Source organism: Paenibacillus shirakamiensis (genome assembly GCF_017874255.1).
Taxonomy (GTDB): domain Bacteria; phylum Bacillota; class Bacilli; order Paenibacillales; family Paenibacillaceae; genus Fontibacillus; species Fontibacillus shirakamiensis.
This window is the reverse complement of sequence record NZ_JAGGLD010000001.1, coordinates 182,485-203,091: the sequence shown is the minus strand read 5'-3', so window position 1 is coordinate 203,091 and position 20,607 is coordinate 182,485. Positions and strand designations below refer to the sequence as shown.

Below are 20,607 nucleotides of genomic sequence, written 5' to 3'. Positions count from 1 at the left end.
TGATGCCTGTCATGCCTTGTAGCCAATCCGCATAACGTTATATTAAGTCTTCATTTCTAAAGGAAAAGAAGGGATTGAAATTGCTTATACTCCGTGAAATTGTTATTCCACTTCTGTTTGGACTTGCTCTCTTCTTATTTGGTATGAAGATTATGGAATCTTCTTTGCAAGCTTGGGCTGGACCTAGACTCGTTCGCGTACTAAATGCATCCACCACCACACCGCTGAGAGGCCTGTTATTCAGTACAGGGATTACAGCCATCCTACAGAGCAGCACAGCGGTCACCGTTATGACCATGGGGCTTGTGAATGCAGGGATTCTTACTTATGCCCGCAGCCTTGGCATTATTCTAGGCGGTAACATCGGGACTTGTCTAACCACGGAACTGATCGCCTTCAATTTCACCACACTTGGGTTACCCTTATTGCTTTTCTCTGTCAGTCTATGGACTGCCACTATTATCGCTAGCGAAATGTTAGCTAATTATCCGCAGCTGTGGTTACATCGTTTACGCTCGTTACAACATGCCGCCCTTGCCAGTGCAGGGTTCAGCATAATTATGATTGCCATACGGTGGATGCAATCGATCAGCCCAACTCTTCAAGCCGCTGGTGTACTAGAGTGGTTCACTACTCGTGCTGCGGATAGTGTACTATGGGGAGCTGCGGCTGGCGCAATCCTAACCGCACTTATCCACAGTAGTGCTGCGGTTATAGGAATGACGATGACGCTCGTGGGTACGGGCGCCTTACCTGTGGAATTAGGCATTGCTATGGTCATTGGATCAAATGTCGGTACTTGTGTCACTGCACTTCTTGCCTCGATTGGAGGTACCAGATCCGGCAGTTTTGTGGCATGGTCACATGTTGCACTCAATGTAGGGGGAGCCCTGCTCTTCTTGCCCATGATATCCGCGCTACAGCATATGTCTGCTCTATTCTCAGACGATCCAGCCACGCAAATTGCCCACAGTCAGACCTTGTTCAATATCATCTGTTCTGTGGGTGCGCTACCTTTATGTTATCTGCCCATGTGGAGACATCCTAGATTTAAAATGAGTGAGAGTTAAACTGGACTATGTAAGATTTTCTCCTATATAGTTCTGCTTATATATGGATTGCCTAAAAATCAAAGCCGAGTAATTTTAAACCTTTTTCCAATATAAAATCATTGTTATCATAACCCGACTTCTGTTGCTTCTCCCAAGCTTCCTTGGGTTCATACCAAGCCACACCGCGAATTTCTTCAATTTGAGGACGCAGTTCTCCGCCTTTACTTTCCACAAGGTAGTAATGAACTTCCTTATCTACTTCACCATGTTCCGAATGCTGATACGTATAAGCAATAATATCAATAGACTGAATGATTCTTCCCTCTACTCCAGTCTCTTCTACAATCTCACGAAGTGCGGTTTGTTCAATCGTCTCCCCGGCTTCTCTCTTTCCCTTCGCAAAAGAGATCTTACCATAACGATCTGTAATTAACTGAACCTCAATGCCTTGCGAAGTGTTACGGTACACGACCCCACCGGCCGAAATTTCTTTCATTCGCATAATGATGTGCCTCCCTTATAAGCCAGTTTCTCTTCCTATGTGAACAACAAGGACTCCATCCTGCGGCGCAGGCGAAATCCTTGCTGTAAGATCTTACTGTACGACAAGTTCAGGCATACCTTCAAGAACGCGAACTAATTGTCCTTCACAAGTATTAACCCCTGCTTTCGTTAATTGCACCAAGCATACTTGACCTCGAAGTTCTTCGGGCCCATCAAATAGAATCTGCAGATAGTTATCACTATAACCCATCAGCTTACCCTCACCGCAAAGTCCTTTGTCATCCCGCTCAGGAATTACACTAAGCACCTGACCTACAAATTTTTCAGCATAAGCGAGCTGCATTTGTTCAGATAGATCAATAAGATTGTGAACACGAGCATTCTTTACCTCTTCGTCCACCTGATCTTCCATCCGAGCCGCTGGAGTACCAGTACGCTTGGAATATGGGAAGACATGCATTTCAGAGAATCCAATGCGCTTCATTGCTTCAAAACCTTGCTGGAACAAAACATCCGTCTCTCCAGGGAAACCTACGATAATGTCCGTTGTTATGGCCACCTCTGGCATAAATTCACGAATCAGTCTGATTTTCTCTTCGAATTCCGCGATTGTATATTTACGTCGCATCCGCTTCAAGACTTCATCACTCCCCGCCTGCAAAGGAATATGAAAATGACGCGACATCTTCGATGAATTCTTCAACACATCCAGCATCTTCTCATCAATCTGACTTGCTTCAATGGAGCTGATACGAATGCGTTCAAGACCCTCTATTTTATCCAGATCCCATAACAAATCAGCTAAGCGATAATGATCCAAGTCATCTCCATACCCACCGGTATGAATTCCTGTTAATACAATTTCCTTAAATCCTGCTTGGACCAAAGACCGGGCTTGCTTTATGACACTTTCGGGGTCCCGACTACGCGAGAGGCCTCTGGACCATGGAATAATGCAGAAGGTGCAGAAATTGTTACAGCCCTCCTGAATTTTGAGGAATGCCCGGGTTCGATCCGCAAAATCAGGTACGTCCAGCTCTTCAAATTCACGTGTCTTCATAATGTTATGTACCGCATTAATAGGCTTACGCTCATGTTGAATTTGCTTAATGAATGGCATAATGTTCTCTCGATCTTGAGTTCCAATTACGAGATCTACGCCTGGAATATCTAATATCTCCGCAGGAGAAGTCTGAGCATAACAACCCGTAACAGCTACAATCGCATCCGGATTCCGGCGAACAGCTCGGCGGATAATTTGACGGCTTTTCTTATCTCCAGTATTGGTTACTGTACAGGTATTTATCAAATAGACATCGGCTGTCTGTTCAAAATCAACCTGTTCATATCCCTCATTTTTGAAGAGTTGCCAAATGGCTTCCGTATCATAGAAATTAACTTTGCATCCCAATGTGTAAAAGGCTACGGATGGCATATGCTCACACTCCCCCCATTTCTCCGGTTTCATACAGCATACAGGTCAGAGCTGCCATAGCAGCCGTCTCTGTTCTAAGAATTCTTCGGCCAAGCCCAATACTAAGGGCTCCTGAGGTTTCTGCTTGCTGTACTTCCTTCTCCGTTAGTCCACCTTCGGGGCCTACTGCAATAAGCATGCGGTAGGTTCGGCTTCGATCCATATTCTCTACAAAAGGCTGCAGTACATCTCTTAACTGCCGTCCTTCTTCTTTCTCGTAGCACAACAGCACTAGATCATAGCTCTCAAACGTCTGAAGTAATTGCTTCCATGAGTGTGAAAACTCTATATCTGGCACTTTGCTTCGGTGAGCTTGTTCCGCTGCTTCCTTGGCAATCTTGCGCCACCGCGTTACCCGTTTATCTTCTTTACGCTCATCGTATTGTACAATCGTTCGTTCAGAGAGGAAGGGTACAAAGGCTGTAGCACCAATCTCCGTGCACTTCTGAATTACCAGTTCCATTTTGTCCCCTTTGGGTAAACTTTGGGCTACTGTAACTTGTAACCAAGCTTCTTGGGACATATCCATTGTCTCGATAATCACAGCCGTAACTTCGAGAGGATCTACGAGTACAAGCTCCACTACCGCTTCCCGGGAAATCCCGTCGCTGACAATCACCTGATCTTTCGGCTTACCGCGCATGACTCTAGCAATATGCCTAGCATCCTCACCTGTAATGACAACTTCTGAATCTCCAAACTGATCTGTTGGAATAAAATATCGCTGCATCTTTAACCATCCTTGTCCAAAAATGACCAGAGTCCATCATACAACGTTTGACATCCACTGACCAGAATAAATACGTTGAAATCAGGAGGATTTAACCTCCTATTAAGTATTGAAAAGCATAGAAGAATTCCAGATACATATAGTTAGCAAAGGCATATAAAGGTCTAATCGTATAGTTCTGAAGAGGCGGAACAATCATAATTAATAAAAATATAAAAACAGCCCACTGTTCTAAGCGCTTCAAGTCTCCTAATATCGAGCGAGGCGCCAAATCTTCAATAATTCTATATCCATCTAGAGGAGGAAGCGGAATTAAATTAAACAGGAACAAGAAAAAATTCATTAAATTGAATGTATTGAAGAAAATTCGAATAGCTGACAGTAATTTTTCGTTATCAATGGATTCCAGTGCTCCGAAATGATTTAGCATCGCATAGACGAGCGTTCCAATTACTGCAAGCAGCAAATTGCTAAGCGGTCCCGCCGCAGATACAATAATCCCCATCAGTCTAGGTTTGCTGAAATTGTCCCGATTCACAGGCACGGGCCTTGCCCAACCAAATCCGGCGATCAGGAGAAGGATAATCCCAAATAAATCAAAGTGTACGGCTGGATTAAGGGTAACTCTACCCAGCAATTTGGCCGTCGGATCTCCAAACTTATTCGCAAAGTAGGCATGACTGAATTCATGTATTGTAAAGGCAATAATCAAAGTAATTAAATAAAAGGGTAACCGGTCAAGCGGGATATATAATATTCGGTCCAAAAAATCCATCATTACCTCTTTCTGGCTACAAAAGCAACCCAGTCTTCTTCACGCGCAGCTTCAACAATTTCAAATCCGGAGGCAATCAAAGCCTCTTGCACTAACGCTTCTTTATTTTTATATATGCCCGAAGTGATATAGTATCCACCAGGTTCAAGCGCTTGATAGACATCATCAATAAATAGCAAAATCACTTCAGCCAATATATTCGCAACTACAATGCGAACAGGTAACTTTACACCAAGGCCTTCTGTACCTTGATTCAGCACAGCAAGCAGATCACTTTCATGAACCGTAATGTGATCATCTAATTGGTTCAATAAAGTATTCTCTTTCGCGCTGGCTACCGCTACGGGATCCAAATCAATAGCAAGAACATGCTTTGCTCCAAGAAGAATGGAGCCAATTGCAAGAATTCCTGAGCCTGTTCCTACATCTACTACTTCATCACCTTCACGAATAATACCTTCTAATGCACGAAGACATAGCGCTGTTGTAGGATGAGTGCCTGTTCCAAAGGCCATTCCCGGGTCGATCTCGATGATGCGCTCATCAGGACTTGATGGCGTGTACGCTTCCCACGTTGGCTTAATGGTAAGACGCTCTGAGACACGAATCGGCTTGAAATACTGTTTCCAATTATTAGCCCAATCATCTTCATGTACATCTTTCACTTGGTAATCCACTTCGCCTGTATCAATCCCAAAATCACTTAGTTCCTCAATTCGGGGCTTAATTTGGGCTATAACCCCATTAATCTCAGAGGTCTCAGGGAAATAACCTTTAATTCTAGCTTCACCTTCAGCAATTCCATTCGGCTGGAGTTCATAGAACTGTCCAAATGAAGTATCTTGCAGTTTGCTATAGTTAACGGCTTCTTCAATAGTGACCCCGCCTGCTCCCGCTTCGTGCAGGAAATTCGTAATCATCTCTACTGCTTGTTCCGAAGTATGTATTGTAAGCTCTTTCCAATTCATGTAAAAAAAGTCCTCCTCATTCTTATGCGTAACATTTATTGTACTATACATTGTGAATGGAGACAAAAATACTTTACACACAAAAAAACCGCCCCTGGCCTAGGGCGGCTTACTTCGATATCACGAGTGCAATTACACTTTGCGATTCCCTTTTTGACGTGCATCTGCCCGTTCACTACGCTGAAGTGCTTCCCAGTCTTCATGATCAGCACGATCCTCAGAAAATTCTACGTCTTCGGCACTTCCCTTAAGCGTGCTTGGTACTTTACCAGAGAAACGCTGGGTATAATCGGATTGTTTGGTCATTGCGAACTCCTTCTTCCCTTGAAATATAGTTAAATTCGCTTATTGGCTAAATTGTTCAGATCAAGCCGCCCGCGTCTTCAATAATCCTAAGCGCTTGATGGTGTGTCTCTTCCCCTACAATAACAGTAAGCAAAATATCTCTACCTGTCGGACCCCCAGCTCCTCCATCACTCATGCCACTTGCGGCTGGATCAGCTGCAGCCATAATACTGCTCGACGCATCAAACAATCCCGCATCCTGCGTAATAGCGGCTAGACTAGTGAAGCTGCCTGCTAACATATTCACCGGCGAGTATCCTCTACCCGGATATTTACCGAAACGATCAATCGATATTTCCTCTACTCTAATAGCCTGCAATTTATGTGCGGCTTCTTCCGCTTCTTCAGGACTTTTGAAATAAGCCAAAATGTTTTTTTCACCCATTGGTTGGAGAACACCTGCCTTTTCTACAAGAAAACTTATAGAGATTTATTCCTTTTGTAGATTGCGATAAAAAGGCGTTCATTATACCTAAGATTAAGGGTCCAATACTTGGGTAAAATAAAATGTATATTCTTGAAACCAATCCTACACTAGCTCCGTATTACTCTAGTGTAGACAAACATAATTCTAGGAGGTTCAATTACACCAATGATGAAAAAAATGATGCTTGTCGTCATGGCATTTACTTTGTTCTTTGCTTTTGTGGCTCCACATAGTGCCGATGCACGACGCGGCGGTGGCGGTGGTTTCAAGTCAGGAACGAAATCGTATACGACAACACCGAAGAAATCTACGAAAGATTCTAATGTGAGCAACAGTACTAACAAATCTAATACAGGACAAACTGCAAAGCGCGGATTTTTTAGCGGCGGCGGGCTGATGAAAGGTCTTATGATCGGTGGTATTGCCGGGTTGCTGTTCGGCGGAATGTTCTCAAATATGGGCGCCATGGGTAATATTTTCGGTTTTCTAATTAATATGCTTGTCATTTATGCCGTAGTGATGGTAGGTATTGCACTCTTCCGCCGCTTTAAGAAACCAAGATATGATGACAACCGCGGAAGAAGATACTAAGTATGACGCTAAGTATGGACGAAATCATTAATGCTATCTGTCTTCATACTGCTCAAAGGAAGCAAGTAAAGCCAGCGGATGTACAAGTAGAATTAAGCTGGGATGAAGACACCGGATACACGGGTGAAGTATGGGTCAGCGGAAGAAATATGTACCTAGTCGAATCTAACATTATTGAAGCAATTCTTCTCTATATGCATACAGAGTACGGAGTGCGTGCTTTCCGCGAGGACGTTACCCTAGATCTGGATGAAGAAATTATTGCTTATGTGGCTAGCTAATGAATAGCACAATATAAAAAAGAAGCCTTCGAGAAATCGAGGGCTTCTTTTTTTGGACTCATAGATCGGACTAATAGATCTGTATATTAAACTTAAACTTATCAATCTATAACTAAGGATCAACTCAAAAAAAAGCTATTCCCTTAAGCCTAAGCCACGGGAATAGCTTTCTTAGTTTGCATCCGTTCAGTCTCCACGGAACGCCTTTTTCATGCGGTCAAAGAAGGACTGTTCGTTCTCATGGGTATGCTCACCGTCTAGACCGGCAAACTGACGAAGCAAATCCTTTTGTTCATCTGTAAGCTTGCTAGGCGTCACTACGACTACCTTCACATGCTGGTCACCTTGGCCCACACCACGCAGTTTCGGTACTCCTTTGCCTTTGAGGCGGAAATACGTTCCGGTCTGTGTTCCAGCTGGAATCTTCAATTTCACCTTCTCGGTTAAGGTAGGAATTTCAATCTCATCCCCCAGAGCCGCTTGAGCGAAGGTTAATGGAATCTCACAATAGATATCATCGTTCTCTCGTTCGAAGAATTCATGAGACTTCACTCGAATAACAATATACAAGTCGCCCGCTGGACCGCCACGGAGGCCCCCTTCACCTTCGCCACTCATACGTAATTGTGCGCCATCATCTACGCCCGCAGGAATGCGAACATGAATCTTACGCTGTTTTTTCACTTGACCATTTCCATGACAAGTTGGGCATTTTTCTTTGATAATCTTGCCTGTACCTGAGCAGTTGCTGCAAGGACGGCGATTGACCATTCTGCCAAATGGCGTATTCTGAACTACTTCTTGCTGACCTGCACCATGACAGACCGAGCACGTCTCTGGCTTAGTGCCTGGTTTAGCTCCAGAACCAAAACAAGTGTCACAAGACTCGGTACGCGGAATCGTAATATCGGATTCTTTGCCGAATACCGCCTCTTTGAACTCAATGGTCATCGTGTATTGAAGATCATTGCCTCGTTGCGGAGCATTAGGATCACGACGCCCCCCGTTGCCTCCACCACCAAAGAACATATCGAAGATATCACCAAGTCCCCCACTGCCGCCAAAATCCCCAGAAAAGCCACCGCCCATTCCCTGGTTCGGGTCTACATGACCATATTGATCGTAGCGAGCACGCTGCTGAGAATCACTCAACGTGTCATAAGCTTCTTTGACTTCTTTGAACTTGGTCTCTGCATCGGCAGCTTTGTTCACATCCGGATGATACTGGCGAGCCATCTTACGATAAGCTTTCTTAATCTCTTCCTCAGAAGCACCTTTACCGAGGCCTAACACCTCATAGTAATCGCGTTTCTCAGCCAATGCTTCCACCCCCCATATTCTCAAGACTTAGCAAAAGGAAAGCCAAAGCGCGGGACGCCTGTGCGCTTTGACCTTCCTACTCATTCTCTAACTATAAACGATATGTCTATAATTTAGTTGTTCTTTTTGTCTTCGTCAACCACTTCATAGTCTGCATCGACTACATTGTCTCTACCCGCTGTAGTGCCATTAGCTTCCGGTGCTTCTGCACCTTGAGCATCTTGAGCAGCTTGCTCGTAGAGCTTCATGGACAATTGTTGAACGATCTCAGTCAACTTTTCAGTAGCCGCTGTAATCTCTTCTAAGTTGTCTCCTTCTAGAGCTTTTTTCAATTCTTCTTTAGCTGTATTCGCATTTTCTACTTCAGCAGCATCTGCTTTTTCGCCAAGATCTTTGATCGTTTTGTCTACGGAGTATACCAATTGATCTCCAGCATTTTTAGCTTCAACCAATTCTTTACGTTTTTTATCTTCATCTGCATGAAGTTCAGCATCTTTAACCATTTGCTCGATTTCCGTATCGCTCAAACCGCTGGAAGAAGTGATCGTAATTTTTTGGCTCTTATTCGTACCTTTATCGGTAGCAGATACGTTCACGATACCATTTGCGTCAATATCAAATGTAACTTCGATTTGCGGAATACCGCGTTGTGCTGGAGGAATATCTCCGAGCATGAAGCGACCCAATGTTTTGTTGCCTGCTGCCATTTCACGCTCTCCTTGAAGAACATGAATCTCAACGCTAGGCTGATTATCAGCATAGGTGGAGAACACTTGGGATTTACTTGTTGGAATCGTTGTATTGCGGTCGATCATCTTCGTGAACACACCACCAGCTGTCTCAATACCTAGGGACAATGGAGTGACATCCAGCAAGACTACATCTTTCACATCACCAGTCAATACGCCCGCTTGTACGGCTGCACCAAGGGCTACCACTTCATCCGGGTTTACACCTTTATGCGGATCTTTGCCTGTAAGCTTCTTAATGGCTTCTTGTACCGCTGGAATACGAGTTGAACCACCCACAAGTACAATTTTATCAATATCTGCTGGTGTCATTCCTGCATCGGTAAGCGCACGACGAGTCGGTCCGAGTGTTCTCTCAACAAGATCCGCTGTGATCTCATCAAATTTCGCACGAGTCAAGTTCAACTCCAAATGCTGAGGAACGCCATCGACTACAGTAATAAACGGAAGTGAAATTGTAGTTGTAAGTACGCCAGAAAGTTCTTTTTTAGCTTTCTCTGCAGCATCTTTCAGACGTTGTACAGCTGCTTTATCTTTGCTCAAATCGATTCCTTGTTCTTTTTTAAATTCAGCTACAAGGTAATCCATAACTACTTGGTCAAAGTCATCGCCGCCTAGCTTGTTATCCCCACTAGTTGCTTTAACTTCGAAAAATCCATCACCTAATTCAAGAATAGATACGTCGAATGTACCACCACCCAGGTCATAGACAAGGATCGTGTGATCTTCAGATTTCTCAAGTCCGTAAGCTAGTGCAGCAGCGGTAGGCTCGTTGACGATACGCAGTACTTCAAGACCTGCTACTTTACCGGCATCTTTGGTAGCTTGACGCTGACTGTCATTGAAATAAGCAGGAACGGTAATAACCGCTTGCGTTACAGTTTGACCTAGGTAAGCTTCTGCATCAGATTTCAACTTTTGCAAGATAATCGCAGAAATTTCTTGTGGTGTATAGTCTTTGCCATCGATGGTTTCTTTGTGATTTGTACCCATATGTCTCTTAATGGAGCTGATCGTGCGATCCGGGTTCGTGATTGCTTGACGTTTAGCTGTCTCGCCGACTACACGCTCTCCATCTTTCTTAAAACCTACTACGGAAGGGGTTGTACGCGCGCCCTCTGGATTAGGAATAACTACTGCTTCTCCACCCTCCATAACAGCTACGCAAGAGTTCGTGGTTCCAAGGTCAATACCGATAACTTTACTCATTGAAAATTTCCTCCTTATATACTTATATTGTGGTGTGCTTATGTGTGTGTACGTGGCGTGTTATGCGTTACCGCTAACTTTAACCATCGCAGGACGAAGAACTTTGTCTTTTAGAAGATAGCCCTTTTGCAATTCTTCTACAACAATACCTTCTTCATATTCATCTGTTTCTACCGTCATAATCGCTTGATGATATTCTGGATTAAAAGGTTGACCTACAGTCTCCATAACTTGAAGACCTTCGTTCTTAAGGATGCCCTCCAATTGACGGAAGATCATATCTACACCTTTGGCAAAAGATTCTCCTTCAGCTTGAACTTGAACAGCGGACAAAGCTCGGTCTAGATTATCAACAACCGGAATTAACTCCGTGATCAATTTGGAAGACGCGTACTTGGCAAAGTCTTCTTTTTCCTTCAAAGTACGTCTGCGGAAATTATCGAAATCTGCCTGTGCACGAAGACTTCTTGCTTGATGTTCTTGAACCTCAGCACGAAGTTGCTCAAGTTCGGAATTGCCTGCAACTTCAATCGCTTCTCCTTCCGCTGAATCTGCGCCAGGAATATCGTTCTCTGCATTTACGGGAACTTCATTCTCATTTAGTTCAGCGTCATTGTGAAGTTCTTCTGAATTTGTTGTGTGTTCACTCAAGATTTCTTCACCTCCTGAAGTTATATTTAGTGTGGCTTGGATAAAAACTTAGTCATGTCTCTAGATAAAATCGTAAGAATGCCCATCACTCTGGCATATTCCATCCGGGTCGGACCCAGTATACCAATGGTGCCAAGCGCTTGACCTTCCACAGCATAAGTGGCTGTAATCAAGCTGCAATTTGCAAAAGCTTCATGGCTATTCTCAGTGCCAATCCGGACCTGAATACCTGTACCGGAGGAGGCGGAACTCATCATTTTCATCAAGGTAGGTGTCTCTTCAAGTAAATCGAGAATGCTCTTCACCTTGTCTACATCTTTGAACTCCGGCTGGGTCAGCATATTCGTTGTTCCGCTAAGGAATACACGAGGCCCTTCCTGTCCACTTCCTAAAGCTTGATCCAATACAGTCATAAGATCCTCAAAGTGGGAGACGTGGCGCTGTAACTCCTGACCCATTTCGGCATAAAGTGCAGATTTGAGCTTATATATGGGTACCCCAGTCAGCTTGCGATTAAGCAGGTTGACCACTTTCTCCATTTCGGAGATGGATAATCCTGGCGGAATGGATACCGTTTTGTTCTCCACATGCCCAGTATTCGTCACTACGATGGCAACGGCTGTATCCTCCCCGAGTGGGAGAAGTTGGAAATGTCGTAATGAAGTATGAAAAACCTCCGGTCCCAGAAGGATGGAAGTGTAATTCGTCATATGAGAGAGGATGGTACCTGCGTGTTGTACCACTTGTTCAAGTACATTCAACTTCTCTGCATAAAACGTCTTAAGCTGCTTCAATTCTTCGGCGCCTAAGGACTCCACAGGAACTAGGTGATCGACATAGTATCGGTAACCTTTATGTGATGGTATACGCCCTGCTGAAGTATGAGGTTGCTCTAAAAATCCCAGTTCTTCAAGATCCGACATTTCATTCCGTATCGTAGCCGGACTATAGCCGACATCGCCGCGCTTGGAGATACTTCGGGAACCCACAGGTTCCGCAGAACGGATATAGTCATCCACAATAGCTGTTAGAATCATTCTTTGACGTTCTGTTAACATGATGTTCCCCCCTAGCTGCATTCAATGTCATGAAGTACAATCCGTTCGTTAGCACTCACTTACATCGAGTGCTAATCGATACTACAAAAATACCAAACTGACATGGCAATTGTCAAGTCAGTTCAGCATCTTAAGTACAGCTATTTCATCACATGCATGTTGCTTCGCACAGTTTACGCAATCCGTCCATACTTTCTCAGGGAAAATTTCCTTTTCGACAACAGTAAAGCCATTCTTCTGAAAAAATGAAACTTCATAAGTAAGTGCCATAATTTTGATAATGTTTCTAGCTCTCGCTTGCTTGGTCAGCTCGTCAATGATCTTGGAGCCAATCCCCAGCCCTTTGTATCCATCACTGATGCCGAGTGAGCGAACCTCTACAAGATCCTGCCCTAGCATACATAATGAACCGCAGCCCACCACAACCCCATCAATCTCAGCCACAACAAAATCATGAATTTGGCGTTCTAGTATTGTCCGTGAGCGGGGAAGCATAATGCCCAGCCGTGCGTACTCTTCAATCATTTCGTATAAAGGCCCCACATCTTGATGCTCTGCTTGTCGACATACTACAGTAGCTGTCATTACCCTTCCTCCCCGTCCTCCATTTCAATATGAATAAATATACAATAATGCGTATAACATTTCAATATGAAATTAACATGAATGAGGACGGTGTTCATGGCATTTACCGTTAAGAAGTGGCAGTTAAGTATCCAATGAACTCACCAAACACATCATTACCAAACAAAATTCCTTTTTCGGTAAGTCTATACCCTTCGGGTGTTGATATTTTTTCAAGCAAACCGAGCTTCAGCATTTTAGTTAAAGGCGCTTCAAACTTCTCTTCAATTGCCACACCAAACTGCGTGAAGAAGCTCTGGCTGCTGAAACCATCTAACACACGGAGGCCCACCATAACAAAATCCTCCATAGCTTCCGCTGCAGGAACGTCGAAATGATCCAGTCGAGGTAGGCCCTTGGCAGCTCCTTCATTGTATGCATTAACGCCTTTAATGTTAATATGCCGCTCGCCGCCTACATATCCATGCGCCCCTGCTCCAAGTCCGTAGTAGTCCTCATTACGCCAATAAGTCATATTATGACGACTCTCGAATCCAGGTTTGGCGAAATTGCTTATCTCATACTGCTTATAGCCCGCTTCCTTCATACGGCGCATTAAGAGCAAATACATCTCTAATTCATCTTCTTCATCAGGCAGAGGCAGCTGATTTTTTTGATACATCGTATGGAATAGGGTGTTCTCTTCTACTTTCAAGCTATAAATCGAATAGTGCGGAAGATCAAGGGCAAGAGCTTTTGTAATACTTTGATCTAGCATCTCCACCGTCTGATTAGGTAGACCAAACATAAGATCAATAGACATATTGCTGATGCCTGCATTGCGTGCATTGTCTAGACTGCGATATACATCATCTGTATTGTGAATTCGGCCGATACCGCTAAGTAATTCATTTTGAAAAGCCTGTACACCAAAGCTCACGCGGTTCACACCGCCTTGTCTCATCACCGATAGCTTCTCTAGATCGGTTGTACCTGGATTAGCCTCCATAGTAAACTCGATATCCTCTGCCCACTGGGGGAAATGTCTACGTACCGAATTCAAGAAATACTCCATCTCTGAAGCGCTAAGTACCGTAGGCGTTCCTCCACCGACAAAAATGGTCTTAATGATACCGGGAGGATGCTGCTGCACCGTAAGCTCCATTTCGTGATCAAGCGCACGCAAATAATCCATTACAGGCTGATCTTTCAGGACGTAAGAATTGAAATCACAGTAAAAGCATTTGTTCGTGCAAAATGGGATGTGTATATAAACGGCCTCCGGAGCCGATTGTCTAGCCATGGGCTGAGCGTCTTGTACATCTGTAGGTTGCATCCTTCTATCTCCTTAACAACATCATTATAATTGGAAAAAGGAAAGCCATGACGGCTTTCCCTTCAATGTATTCCGCCCTAAGACGGATGTAATCTTAATCTTCGTCAATCTTCAGCACTGCCATGAACGCTTCTTGCGGCACTTCAACACTGCCGACTTGCTTCATGCGCTTCTTACCTTCCTTCTGCTTCTCAAGGAGCTTCCGCTTCCGCGAAATGTCGCCTCCGTAGCACTTGGCAAGTACGTTCTTACGCATAGCTTTAACGGTCTCACGCGCCACGACTTTGGTACCAATTGATGCCTGAATCGGCACTTCGAACATTTGACGTGGAATCAGCTTCTGCAATTTCTGGCAGATCAGACGTCCGCGGTGGAATGCACGATCACGGTGAACAATGAACGATAGAGCATCGACCTGCTCACTATTGAGGAGGATCTCCATTTTCACGAGATTCGAAGTACGATAACCGGAAATTTCGTAGTCAAAGGAAGCATACCCTTTGGTTCCTGATTTCAATTGATCGAAGAAATCATATACTATTTCGGAAAGAGGCACTTGATACGTAATCGTTACCCGTGTCGTATCCAGATACTCCATGTTCACGAACTCTCCGCGTTTGTTCTGACAAAGTTCCATAACCGTACCCACATAATCATTAGGTACAATAATAGCAGCTTTGACATAAGGCTCTTCCACATGGTCGATTTTGCCTACATCGGGATAGTTCGATGGATTATCAATCGTAAGAACTTCACCATTAGTAAGTGTCACCTTATAAATAACACTCGGAGCAGTGGTTATCAACGGAATGTTGAACTCACGTTCAATTCGCTCTTGGATGACATCCATATGAAGCAGTCCTAAGAATCCACAGCGGAATCCAAATCCTAACGCACTTGAAGTCTCCGGTTCAAAACTCAGGGAAGCATCGTTAAGTTGTAATTTCTCCAGTGCTTCACGCAGATCAATATAGTCCGAAGTCTCAATCGGGTACAATCCGCAATAGACCATCGGATTAATCTTACGATAACCTGGAAGTGGTTCCAATGTGGGATTCTTCGCATCTGTTACGGTATCGCCGACACGAGTATCTCCCACGGTCTTGATACCCGCCACAATAAATCCTACATCGCCAACGTTTAGCTCGTCCACAATCGTCATTCTCGGCATGAAGGCTCCTACTTCAATAACCTCAAAGGTTTTGTCTGTAGCCATCATCTTGATCTTCGATCCCGGTTTGATTTTACCGTCAATTACACGTACATAGACGATAACCCCTTTGTACGGGTCATAATGGGAGTCAAAAATCAATGCTTTGAGCGGTTGATCTGGATCACCTGTCGGTGCAGGTACCTGACTTACAACTTGCTCCAAAATCTCTTTAATTCCAATTCCAGCTTTGGCAGAAGCATGAACAGCTTCACTTGCGTCGAGCCCAATAACATCTTCAATCTCCTGCTTAACCCGCTCCGGGTCCGCACTAGGAAGATCAATTTTGTTAATGACAGGCAATATCTCTAAGTTATTGTCCAATGCAAGATATACATTCGCAAGCGTCTGGGCTTCAATACCTTGGGCCGCATCCACTACAAGCAGTGCTCCCTCACACGCAGCCAAACTACGAGATACCTCGTAAGTGAAATCTACGTGCCCTGGTGTATCAATTAGATTCAATAGATATTCTACACCGTCATCTGCACGATACGTAAGTCTAACTGCCTGTAACTTAATCGTAATTCCGCGCTCTCGTTCGAGGTCCATTTGATCCAAAACCTGTTCTTGCATTTCGCGTGATGTTAGTGCGCCGGTGTACTCCAAAATTCGGTCGGCTAAAGTAGATTTTCCATGGTCTATATGTGCAATAATACTGAAATTCCTGATTTTCTCCTGCCTTGCCTTAATATCTGTCATGCCTTACCCCCACAAATAAACCTTAGTACAATCAATTCATTATATCAGTTAAGGGGTGAGGCATCAATGGCAAGCCTTCAGATCACTCCAATAAGCCTGACGCTTAGTCCGTAAGAGAGCTGAACAAAGATACTACCCATTTCATACTTTTTTGTGAGGCATTCTGAAGCAGTTCCCCTGTTCGATCCGCAAGACGATCTACTGCCGGTTGATTGGCTTCAGGGAGCAAGAGCGTGCCAGGTGTCTGCAATTTAGGTAGGGGTTGAGAAGTCGCTGTTGTACTCTGCACACTTGGATTTACTTCTATATTGGATTGACTTGAACTGACTGGAGCCCACTGTACAATTTGCCCCGCTTGAACAAGTTGATTACCCTGCACTTCATATAGAATCTGACCTGAATTTGATTGCTGAGCCCCTCCAGAAATGAACTTGCCTGATTGTTGCTGAACAACAACCTGCTGTCTTCCGTCTATAGCATTCGGCACCGAAGCTAAAGCAACATTGGTCTGTGTGTTATTTGCTAGTTGAAAACCTAATGATGTACCTGCGACCATAAGTACTCCGTATATGATCGTCTTTTTCATCGTTTTTTTCATTCTAATCCCTCCACAACTGTATTGATTATGTTCCAGGCACTGCTTCTTCTGCTGGGACGGTATCTTTCGGTGCTATTTTTTTATTTTTAGATTCCTTTTTTGGAGAGGTGTCAACTTTATTTGCTTTTTGTTGGCTCCAGTACACCTCTGCAATTGTATCCGCTAAAATTTTGGAAGTCCGATCTAGTTCCTCTTGGGTATTATCAATGCCTCCTACTTCAATTAAGACACTGTTAGGTGAGAAGGATTGATTGTACTCCCCATTTCCTTGCGCGGATGTCTTGCCCCATATCCCCCGGGAAATGCCAGGATATTTCTTCTCGATTCGTTCATGAATCGCTGTTGCAAAGGCTTCATTTTTTCGCCAATTTGGATTGGCATATCCAATAATGAAGAATAATTTAGCGTAACTTACTCCATTAATAACATTCGTCGTTTTTTTGTAATGAGCAGAGTCTCTATGAATATCGATGAAATATTTGAGGTCTTTGTTCTGGGTCATCGCAGCTTTAACGGTAGCTTTTGAATATTTATATGAAAAATTATAATTGTAGCCTTGAACAGAAGATGCGTAGTCCGCGAGTGTATGCAGCGCACCTAACCCCTTTTTCTCCAGTTCTTTAGATACTTTTGTTCCTACTATTCCTACATTTTTATCAAATGCTGCAGTACTAGGGTTATCTCCCAGTGTACCCAGCAGAGGATTATATGATTCCTGCGGATGAGAGTGATAGATCATCACCACTTTGTCTGTGATCGGTCTAGTACCATGATCTTCACTTGTCGAAGGAGGATCGGAAGATTCAGGGGGTGTCGTTGCCTCATTAGGAATCTCGATCTGCTTACTACTATCGGGATGGTAGTCTTGAGGAGCGTCTGCGTCTTTGTTACCCGATCCATTTCTAAGGAGTACAGCATTATTAGCAGCTAGACCCGGTACTTCTCTTGCCAAGAGACTTTTAGGGTCGGAGGGATTCACATTCGTCAATAACTGAAATACAAAGTTTGTCATATGCTGCCCTGAGAACGTGGATGCTTCTTTTTTACCTTTATCCAAGTGCGGGATCTCCATACCCACCATATCCACAAAAAATCTACTTGATAAGGAAGCCGCCAATCCTTTCATCGATGATACGGGTGAGGTGTTGAGACTTTGTTCAGCAAGTCCCCCAATGCCGAGTAAAATAAAAAATACTATAGACAGCCCCATCAGGAGTACGAACGTACGACCCATGGCAAGCATTTGAATCAGATTTTGCCTAATTCGACCAATATTCCATGTCCTAAACGATTTCATTGTTGTTCGCTCCTCCTCTTTGCCGGTTTAAGTCCAAGCTCTTATACTTCAAATCTATGAACCTCGGCAAAAAGGTAGAACCTCCAATTCTCACAAAAAAGAAGAAGTTCGCTAGAATCGCGAACTTCTTCTGGAGGAGTCTTGGTTAATGCGTGTATGCCGCAACATTATCGCCATTCACTGCTTCATGCAGCGCAGCATTGAGGCCACTTGCGATAATATTCGCGATATCTTCGATAAATTCATCAATCTCTTTAGGTGTTACAATCACATCATGTCCAAGAGGGGAGAGAACCTCTTTCACAAGACCTAGACGTTCATTTTCACTCAGTTCGGACAGCAATCCTAGGATCTGCTTGGTCTGACTGCTGTTGCCTCCGCCCTCTTTGTTGAAATGATCTCTCATCAAATCAAAAGTGTGATTTACGATGGTCGAAGCGTAACAAACCGTAGGTACACCGATACCAATACAGGGTACACCTAAAATTTCTTTAGTTAGTCCGCGGCGCTTATTGCCAATTCCAGAGCCAGGGTGTATTCCAATATCAGCAATCTGAATCGTAGTATTGAGGCGGTCTAAGGATTTGGATGCTAAAGCATCAATCGCAATAATGAGATCCGGCTTCGTTCGCTCGACTATGCTCTGCACAATTTCACTGGATTCTATCCCGGTGATGCCGAGCACCCCCGGAGCAATCGCACTGACTTCGCGGTAACCCGGGGATACTTGATCCGGCGCTAATTCAAAATAGTGCCGCGTAACTAGGGAATTCTCCACTACTAGTGGACCTAGAGAATCGGGTGTCACATTCCAGTTACCGAGTCCTACAATGAGCACCTTATTTTTTGAAGAGATCCCAATCTTAATGAGAAAAGCACTAAATTCCTTCACAAAATCTCTGGTTACCTTCTCTTGAAGCGTCGTATCCTGATTTCGAAGTCCAGGCACTTCTATCGTTACATAATGACCCTTAATTCGCCCGATTCGGTTGGAGGCCTCTTCACTTTGTACATCTAATCGGGTGATCTTGATTCCATCATGTTCAGTTATATCTTCTACCAATCCCGGAATCGGTCCACCCTCTGCTTTCTCGGCCATTTCCTTCAACTCTACAGCCAAATCTGTTCTCACCATATAGGAACTTAAATCTAGTGTCATCTCGCTGTAACCTCCCTGAGCCATTTTCTATAGTGTGCTGGAGTGTCCTATAGATTATGCAGAGATTGTTTTATCATGATTTGATTGCTTTTTAAGTGTGCCCATGCTAAAATATTTTAAGTTGTGAATCATCTGGATTCGTAAATGCTTACAGGAGGTGAATGCAATGCCTAACATTAAATCCGCCATTAAACGTGTAAAAACTAACGACAAACGTCGCGCGCTTAACGCTTCTCAGAAATCTGCGCTTCGTACAGTTGTTAAAGCCGCTGATTCTGCGCTGGCTAACAACGAAGTGGATACAGCTAAAGCAGCTTTCGCCGCAGCTTCCAAGAAATTGGACAAAGCTGTAACGAAAGGTTTGATCCATAAAAATGCAGCTGCCCGCAAGAAATCCCGCTTGGCAAAAAAATTGAACGCTCTTACAACGCAAGCGTAAGGCGCTATTATATGTCAACTGCAAAAAACGGATGTTTCCTTTATGGAAGCATCCGTTTTTTGTGTTTGTTCTTTTTCACTCTTACTCCATTGAACAAGGAGCTTAGATCTTATCGACAATTAAGCCCCTAGCTTAAGTAAAAACATTTCGATGCTGAGTACTTTGTCTATACGCCCTGATTTCATTCGATAATCTAGCTCTGCTAGTTCCGACAGAGAAGTGCGTAACTTCGCTCCGTCGAATTTGCGCGCTTGCTCTCCAGCAATCTTTACCGCATATGGATGCAAACCTAACTGAGAAGCTATTTGCTGCTGGGAGTAGCTTTGACTTCCTAACTCTTTCACTTGTAGCATAATGCGGAACTGACGAGCAATTAGAGCCGCGATTTTAATTGGCTCCTCCCGCTGTTTTAGAAGTTCATAAAATGTGGACAAAGCTTTATCTAATTTCAAGTTCGCTATATCTTCCACCATACCAAACACATTCTGTTCCGTTGTCTTCGAGACAAGCTCCGCTATGTCTTCTTGCTGAATAGTCCCGCCCTCGCCTGTATACAAGCAAAGCTTATTGATCTCTGCGGAGAGAGCTGCCATTTGCACACCTGCACTGTGAATTAGGACCTTAGCGGTAGGGGCATCGATATGACAATGTCTTGTCTTGACTTGACTTACTACCCACTGAATAAGCTCTTGGCCCCCTAAAGGCATGAAAGAAAGCACTTGTCCTGAAGCTTTCATAGCTTTGACCGTCTTCTTCCGTTCATCGAGCTTGTCTCCCTGTACAACAAAGATGACTACGCTGTGATCTGCAGGATTACTTATATATTGAAGTAACGTATCCACTTTATGTTCCATCTTCGCATTATCTCTAGCCGCGGAGAACAAAGAAGTATCACGGACGATAATTAGTTTGCGTTCTACTAGAAAAGGGAGGGTCTCGGCCTCTTCAATTACTTGCTCAATGAGAGTCTCGGATAAATCATAATGAACTAAGGCAAGATCCCGATTCTCGGGTTCAACAACCACTTGCTGGATAGCTTGAATAAACTCTTGAATTTGATACTTCTCCGAACCAAAGCACAAATAAAGCGGTGCTAATTGACCCTTCTTAATTTCTTTCATTGCTGCTCTGGCATCCAATCGTAAATCCCCCCTAAGACTATATTGTA

Annotated in this window: 22 protein-coding genes; 4 read left to right on the top strand and 18 right to left on the bottom strand. The window is 43.9% G+C overall.

Features of this window, described 5'->3' with window-relative positions:
* Nucleotides 1–80: 80 nt before the first annotated feature.
* The gene (locus J2Z69_RS00865; protein WP_281069357.1) at nucleotides 81–1,070 is read left to right on the top strand and encodes a Na/Pi cotransporter family protein; all 990 of its coding nucleotides are present in this window, start codon (nucleotides 81–83) and stop codon (nucleotides 1,068–1,070) included.
* 52 nt (nucleotides 1,071–1,122) lie between these two features.
* Here the strand turns inward: J2Z69_RS00865 and J2Z69_RS00860 are convergent, their stop codons facing one another.
* The 7 genes from J2Z69_RS00860 to J2Z69_RS00830 form a co-directional block, all read right to left on the bottom strand.
* Entirely contained in the window at nucleotides 1,123–1,557 is a 435-nt protein-coding gene (locus tag J2Z69_RS00860; protein WP_209860395.1) for an NUDIX hydrolase, read from the bottom strand.
* A gap of 90 nt (nucleotides 1,558–1,647) precedes the next feature.
* Nucleotides 1,648–2,991, bottom strand: coding sequence for a tRNA (N(6)-L-threonylcarbamoyladenosine(37)-C(2))-methylthiotransferase MtaB (gene mtaB / locus J2Z69_RS00855; protein ID WP_209858345.1), 1,344 nt, complete (start codon nucleotides 2,989–2,991; stop codon nucleotides 1,648–1,650).
* A 4-nt stretch (nucleotides 2,992–2,995) separates the two neighbouring features.
* Nucleotides 2,996–3,760, bottom strand: a complete 765-nt coding sequence (locus J2Z69_RS00850) for an RsmE family RNA methyltransferase (protein WP_209858343.1) — start codon at nucleotides 3,758–3,760, stop codon at nucleotides 2,996–2,998.
* A gap of 91 nt (nucleotides 3,761–3,851) precedes the next feature.
* A complete protein-coding gene (locus J2Z69_RS00845; protein ID WP_209858341.1) occupies nucleotides 3,852–4,535 on the bottom strand; it encodes a site-2 protease family protein in 684 nt (227 codons plus the stop codon).
* 2 nt (nucleotides 4,536–4,537) lie between these two features.
* Nucleotides 4,538–5,503, bottom strand: coding sequence for a 50S ribosomal protein L11 methyltransferase (gene prmA, locus J2Z69_RS00840; protein WP_209858339.1), 966 nt, complete (start codon nucleotides 5,501–5,503; stop codon nucleotides 4,538–4,540).
* Between the two features lie 132 nt (nucleotides 5,504–5,635).
* Nucleotides 5,636–5,809: a YfhD family protein gene (locus tag J2Z69_RS00835; protein ID WP_209858338.1), complete on the bottom strand. Its 174-nt coding sequence runs from the start codon at nucleotides 5,807–5,809 to the stop codon at nucleotides 5,636–5,638.
* Between the two features lie 55 nt (nucleotides 5,810–5,864).
* Complete coding sequence (locus J2Z69_RS00830) at nucleotides 5,865–6,233, bottom strand: hypothetical protein (protein WP_209858336.1); 369 nt, start codon at nucleotides 6,231–6,233, stop codon at nucleotides 5,865–5,867.
* 210 nt (nucleotides 6,234–6,443) lie between these two features.
* Between J2Z69_RS00830 and J2Z69_RS00825 the strand changes: the two genes are divergently transcribed.
* Together J2Z69_RS00825 and J2Z69_RS00820 are read left to right on the top strand one after the other, a co-directional pair.
* Nucleotides 6,444–6,866: a hypothetical protein gene (locus J2Z69_RS00825; RefSeq protein WP_245338981.1), complete on the top strand. Its 423-nt coding sequence runs from the start codon at nucleotides 6,444–6,446 to the stop codon at nucleotides 6,864–6,866.
* Between the two features lie 2 nt (nucleotides 6,867–6,868).
* Nucleotides 6,869–7,147 carry a YxcD family protein gene (locus J2Z69_RS00820; protein WP_209858332.1) on the top strand — a complete coding sequence of 93 codons (279 nt, stop codon included), beginning with the start codon at nucleotides 6,869–6,871 and terminating at the stop codon, nucleotides 7,145–7,147.
* A gap of 186 nt (nucleotides 7,148–7,333) precedes the next feature.
* On the opposite strand, the gene dnaJ is transcribed toward J2Z69_RS00820, so the two are convergent.
* The 10 genes from dnaJ to gpr form a co-directional block, all read right to left on the bottom strand.
* On the bottom strand, nucleotides 7,334–8,467 hold the full coding sequence (gene dnaJ, locus J2Z69_RS00815) for a molecular chaperone DnaJ (RefSeq protein ID WP_209858330.1): 1,134 nt from the start codon (nucleotides 8,465–8,467) through the stop codon (nucleotides 7,334–7,336).
* A gap of 113 nt (nucleotides 8,468–8,580) precedes the next feature.
* Nucleotides 8,581–10,425, bottom strand: coding sequence for a molecular chaperone DnaK (dnaK, locus tag J2Z69_RS00810; RefSeq protein WP_209858328.1), 1,845 nt, complete (start codon nucleotides 10,423–10,425; stop codon nucleotides 8,581–8,583).
* A gap of 60 nt (nucleotides 10,426–10,485) precedes the next feature.
* Complete coding sequence (grpE, locus tag J2Z69_RS00805) at nucleotides 10,486–11,076, bottom strand: nucleotide exchange factor GrpE (RefSeq protein WP_245338906.1); 591 nt, start codon at nucleotides 11,074–11,076, stop codon at nucleotides 10,486–10,488.
* Between the two features lie 26 nt (nucleotides 11,077–11,102).
* On the bottom strand, nucleotides 11,103–12,134 hold the full coding sequence (gene hrcA / locus J2Z69_RS00800; RefSeq protein WP_209858326.1) for a heat-inducible transcriptional repressor HrcA: 1,032 nt from the start codon (nucleotides 12,132–12,134) through the stop codon (nucleotides 11,103–11,105).
* 117 nt (nucleotides 12,135–12,251) lie between these two features.
* Complete coding sequence (locus J2Z69_RS00795; RefSeq protein ID WP_209858324.1) at nucleotides 12,252–12,719, bottom strand: N-acetyltransferase; 468 nt, start codon at nucleotides 12,717–12,719, stop codon at nucleotides 12,252–12,254.
* 109 nt (nucleotides 12,720–12,828) lie between these two features.
* Nucleotides 12,829–14,034, bottom strand: coding sequence for a radical SAM family heme chaperone HemW (gene hemW / locus J2Z69_RS00790; protein WP_245338905.1), 1,206 nt, complete (start codon nucleotides 14,032–14,034; stop codon nucleotides 12,829–12,831).
* Between the two features lie 94 nt (nucleotides 14,035–14,128).
* Nucleotides 14,129–15,946: a translation elongation factor 4 gene (gene lepA, locus J2Z69_RS00785; protein WP_209858323.1), complete on the bottom strand. Its 1,818-nt coding sequence runs from the start codon at nucleotides 15,944–15,946 to the stop codon at nucleotides 14,129–14,131.
* Between the two features lie 103 nt (nucleotides 15,947–16,049).
* A complete protein-coding gene (locus tag J2Z69_RS00780) occupies nucleotides 16,050–16,544 on the bottom strand; it encodes a hypothetical protein (RefSeq protein ID WP_209858316.1) in 495 nt (164 codons plus the stop codon).
* A 25-nt stretch (nucleotides 16,545–16,569) separates the two neighbouring features.
* Nucleotides 16,570–17,841: a stage II sporulation protein P gene (locus J2Z69_RS00775; RefSeq protein ID WP_209858314.1), complete on the bottom strand. Its 1,272-nt coding sequence runs from the start codon at nucleotides 17,839–17,841 to the stop codon at nucleotides 16,570–16,572.
* Between the two features lie 145 nt (nucleotides 17,842–17,986).
* A complete protein-coding gene (gpr, locus tag J2Z69_RS00770; protein WP_209858312.1) occupies nucleotides 17,987–19,000 on the bottom strand; it encodes a GPR endopeptidase in 1,014 nt (337 codons plus the stop codon).
* Between the two features lie 166 nt (nucleotides 19,001–19,166).
* On the opposite strand from gpr, the gene rpsT reads away from it, so the two are divergent.
* Entirely contained in the window at nucleotides 19,167–19,439 is a 273-nt protein-coding gene (rpsT, locus tag J2Z69_RS00765) for a 30S ribosomal protein S20 (RefSeq protein ID WP_209858310.1), read from the top strand.
* 119 nt (nucleotides 19,440–19,558) lie between these two features.
* On the opposite strand, the gene holA is transcribed toward rpsT, so the two are convergent.
* A complete protein-coding gene (gene holA, locus J2Z69_RS00760) occupies nucleotides 19,559–20,578 on the bottom strand; it encodes a DNA polymerase III subunit delta (protein WP_209858308.1) in 1,020 nt (339 codons plus the stop codon).
* Nucleotides 20,579–20,607 lie beyond the last annotated feature (29 nt).